Source organism: Daejeonella sp., from assembly GCF_037719425.1.
GTDB lineage: Bacteria > Bacteroidota > Bacteroidia > Sphingobacteriales > Sphingobacteriaceae > Daejeonella.
The window spans coordinates 30,763-35,143 of the sequence record NZ_JBBJNI010000025.1 but is presented as its reverse complement, the minus strand read 5'-3'; the positions used below and the strand labels follow the sequence as shown (position 1 = coordinate 35,143).

The window sequence follows — 4,381 nt, the reverse complement described above, 5'->3', positions numbered from 1 at the left end:
TTTTCCAAAACACCCTCTTTAATCATCAGCTCCGCCCCACCCTCTTCGCCCACAGGCGCGCCTTCTTCAGCCGGCTGGAATAAGAATTTTACAGTTCCCTTAAGCTCAGACTTCATTCCTGCCATAACCTCAGCTACACCCATTAATATTGCGGTGTGCGAGTCGTGACCACAGGCATGCATAACTCCAACCTCCTGTCCGTTATACTGGGTTTTGACGTTGGACTTGAAAGGCAGGTCGCCACGTTCAGTAACGGGAAGTGCATCCATATCCGCACGCAGTGCAACAACCGGTCCCGGCTTGCCACCCTTTAAAATTCCAACCACACCGGTTTTTGCAACCCCGGTCTTTACCTCGATGCCTAAGCTTTGCAAATGCTTCGCGACGATTTCAGCAGTTCGTTTTTCATTGTTTCCCAGTTCAGGATGCTCGTGAAAATCGCGGCGCCAGGCGATGACCTTAGATTCTACCTTATCTGCAGCCTGACTTATCTTGTCTTTAGAATTTACGGTTTGCGAGAAAACAGGCAGTGAACTTATAAGGATCGCCGCCGCGATAAAGAACTTTTTCATGAGATTTAATAACATTTGATTGGTTATTAAAAGTAACAATAATCTCCAACACAGAATCAATCCCTTGGATACAGTGATTTAAAGGAGGGCCTCCTGGCATTCGACGACATTACCTGAACCTTATTTTTTCGATTTGTACTCATGTATCTTCCCGGGACTAGCGAAAATAAAATACAGCTTTCGTCGGAATGTTGGGGCGCTTCTTACATCCTTCAGCATGTCAGAATACTCATGGAAGTTGAGCACGAAAGGATTTATTTTTTGATCTAGATTAGTTGTTAGTCCGTACGTAGGCTTTTCCTCTTCGTATTGGAATGAACCGAATAAGTGGTCCCAAATCATAAAGGTCGCCCCAAAGTTTTTATCGAGGTATTTTTCATCGCTGCCATGATGCACTCTGTGATTAGATGGCGTCCCAAAATACTTTTCTATGAATGGATGCAGTTTTCCAATTGATTCGGTGTGAACCCAAAACTGATACAGAACCCCCAATTGATTTGAGATGAAAAATATCAGCGGATGAAAACCAAAAACTATAAGGGGCAGGAAGAATATAATTTTTAAATGCTGTATCCAGCTTATCCTGAAAGATACAGTTAAATTATAATGTTCAGCTGAGTGATGCACCACGTGGGTAGCCCAGAAGAACCTGCTATAATGTGCGATCCGGTGTGCCCAGTAACTGCAAAAATCATAAACAATAAAGCATGGTATCAAAGTCCACCAATGAAATTCGATCCTCCACGGCAATTGGTTGTAGACTAACACTGCACCGTAAAACAGGACGAACTTCATCACCAGATTTATGATCAAGCTTCCAGCTCCGGTTAAAATCGACCCTATAGTTTCCTTAGTCTCATAATTAGGGTGATCATGTATGTGTGAAGAAACAAATTCCGCTAAGGTCAATATGAGCATCACCGGCACGGCATAGACGAGTATATCTGGCGAATTTTTCTGTAACAGATGTACATCCTGCATCGGGATTTTCTCCGCTCCAAAGATTGAAAATATTAAAACCACCATATGTTATTATTTACCTTTATATTTTCTATATGTGCATCACCCCAATAACAAATATCTATACCTAATTCGTTAGCGACAAAGAATCCTCTAACCGTAGTTGGTAATGACCACTGACACTTAAAACAAACACGTCCTAAGCAGGAAAGTTTCCATGATACCTCATCGCTTTTCATTATCTTTCCCGCTTCAAATTGAAATAACCAATACATGAAATCTTTTAAACTAATAATTGCTCTTCTTTTTATAAGCCAGATCACCTTTGCCCAAAGCATAATTAGCCTGATCAATCGCGCTGATGCCTTCTTTGACACAATGGACAAAGGGAAATTCGAAGAGGCACACGGCTTTTTTGATGAAAGCGTTAAAGGCAAAATATCAGCTGATGAGCTTAAGCTATTCTGGCTAAGGCTCGGAAATAATTTAGGAGCGTATGAGTCAGTGAATGGCGCGCAAAATAAAAGTCAGGGCGAATATTACCAGGTGACTTTAGAATGCGTTTTCACAAAGGGATCTCAGGGTTTCACATTTATCTTCAATAAGTCGGAAAAACTGATTGGGTTTTTTGTTGCTCAAACCACTACAGAGGCTGTGTATGTTGCACCCGCATACGCTGACACCAATCTACTCACTGAAAAAGAAGTGCTGATTAAATTTGCTGGTGGGCAAATGGCCGGAATTTTAACCACTCCGAAAGGTGTTAATAGTTTCCCGATTGTAGTATTTGTGCACGGATCAGGTCCATCTGATATGGATGAAACTGTCGGACCAAACAAGCCGTTTAAGGATCTTGCTGCAGGACTTGCCGCAAAAGGTATTGGTAGCATTCGGTATGTTAAGCGTTCGATGGTTTACCCGAACTCCTTTGTTAAAACATTTACTGTGAAGGAAGAAGTATTGGATGACGCGGTAGCTGCTATCGCCATTGCCAGAAATACTCCCGGAGTTAATAAAGCACAGATCTTCTTAATGGGCCATAGCCTTGGCGGGATGCTTGCTCCACGGATCGCCACTCTTGCCCCTGATCTGGCTGGGATAGTTCTCGCGGCCGCTCCTGCGAGGAAATTATCAGACGTTATAGCTGAGCAGAACAGATACCTGTATGCTTCTTCAGGCGACACAACCGCCACAATGAAACAACAATTTCAGGCAACTATGAATGAGATAGACCGGTCAAAGCTTCTTAAGCTAGGTGATATTGCACCCGATTCCCTTATTCTATCTGCCCCAGCATCTTACTGGATAGATATAAATAATTACGACCAGCTGGCTTCTGCAAAGAAACTCACAAAAAAGGTTCTTGTTCTTCAGGGGGAGCGGGACTTTCAGGTTTCTGTGCAGGACTATAACATCTGGAGAACAGCATTGGCTGCGAATAAGAACGTTTCCTTTAAGCTCTATCCGGATCTAAACCACCTCTTAACACCCCAAAAAGAAAGGGGAACTGGATTACAGTATCGTACACCGGCAAATGTTTCTCCAAAATTGATTGATGATATTGCAATCTGGATCAAAGGGAAATAACCCTTATTAATTACTCATCAGATGACTCGGAGTCATCCGATGAGTATCAAATTTTTATATCTGATGGGAAAGCTAAAGTCTAACTAGAAGCTACTTTAGCTTTCTTCCCAATATCCGGCAGGAACCCTGTGATCAAACCTATCAATGGCAGGAAGGCACAAATACTATACACATACTCAATACTTGTGCGGTCAGCCAAAGCACCAAGCAAGGCTGAGCCCACACCACCCATGCCAAAAGCAAAACCGAAGAACAAGCCTGAGATCATCCCTACCTTTCCCGGGATGAGTTCCTGAGCATAAACAAGAATAGCCGAAAAAGCTGAAGCCAATATTACTCCTATTGGTACCGTCAGCACCGCCGTCCAGAAAAGATTTGCATGCGGGAGCAACAAGGTAAACGGCGCCACGCCAAGGATCGAGCCCCAGATCACGTATTTACGTCCAATCTTGTCACCAAGCGGTCCGCCAATAAGAGTACCTGCTGCGACCGAGAAAAGGAATATGAATAAATAAACTTGCGAGCTTTGTACAGATACCCCAAACTTGTGGATCATGTAAAAAGTATAGTAACTGCTCATGCTTGCCAGGTAGAAGTATTTTGAGAATATGAGGATCAGCAATATGATCACGGATATAATAACCTGTTTACGCGGAAGGGTCTGCACAACATGTGCTGCTGGACTCTTGTGCGCCCGAGCTTTGATCTTAAGTTTGTACCATCCGCCAACATTAACGAGTATTATTATTGCCAGTAAAGCCAGCAATGAGAACCAGATAATATTAGACTGTCCATAAGGTACAATTACCAGTGCCGCCAGCAGAGGCCCGATCGAGCTTCCTGCATTTCCTCCTACCTGGAAAACAGATTGAGCCATACCGCGTCTTCCTCCGGATGCCATACTGGCCATTCGTGATGCCTCTGGATGAAAGATAGATGACCCGATTCCAACGAAAGCAACAGATACGATCAGCATTAAAAAATTAGGAGCCTGGGACAATGAAACCAATCCTATCAGGGTAAATCCCATACCTATAGCAAGCGAATACGGTTGTGGCTTACGATCAGTATAAAGTCCCACAAACGGCTGTAATAATGATGCTGCCATTTGAAAGGTTAGTGTGATAAGCCCGATCTGTGCAAAGGTTAAGCTGAATGAGTTTTTTACCACCGGGTAAATCGCCGGGATCAGCGACTGTATTGTGTCATTGAGAAGATGCGAAAAACTAATTGCGAATAAAATCGGGAATACAGTTTTTCCG

General features: G+C 43.3%; 4 protein-coding genes. 1 reads left to right on the top strand and 3 read right to left on the bottom strand.

The genetic code is table 11. The features are described from left to right. A partial coding sequence (locus WKF69_RS05435; RefSeq protein WP_340380159.1) for an amidohydrolase occupies positions 1-572 on the bottom strand: 572 nt, incomplete at its 3' end. A gap of 120 nt (positions 573-692) precedes the next feature. Continuing rightward, complete coding sequence (locus WKF69_RS05430) at positions 693-1,598, bottom strand: sterol desaturase family protein (RefSeq protein WP_340380157.1); 906 nt, start codon at positions 1,596-1,598, stop codon at positions 693-695. Between the two features lie 207 nt (positions 1,599-1,805). On the opposite strand from WKF69_RS05430, the gene WKF69_RS05425 reads away from it, so the two are divergent. Next, on the top strand, positions 1,806-3,119 hold the full coding sequence (locus WKF69_RS05425; protein WP_340380155.1) for an alpha/beta fold hydrolase: 1,314 nt from the start codon (positions 1,806-1,808) through the stop codon (positions 3,117-3,119). 79 nt (positions 3,120-3,198) lie between these two features. On the opposite strand, the gene WKF69_RS05420 is transcribed toward WKF69_RS05425, so the two are convergent. Continuing rightward, positions 3,199-4,381 (bottom strand): MFS transporter (locus WKF69_RS05420; RefSeq protein WP_340380154.1); only part of this gene is annotated, 1,183 nt, incomplete at its 5' end.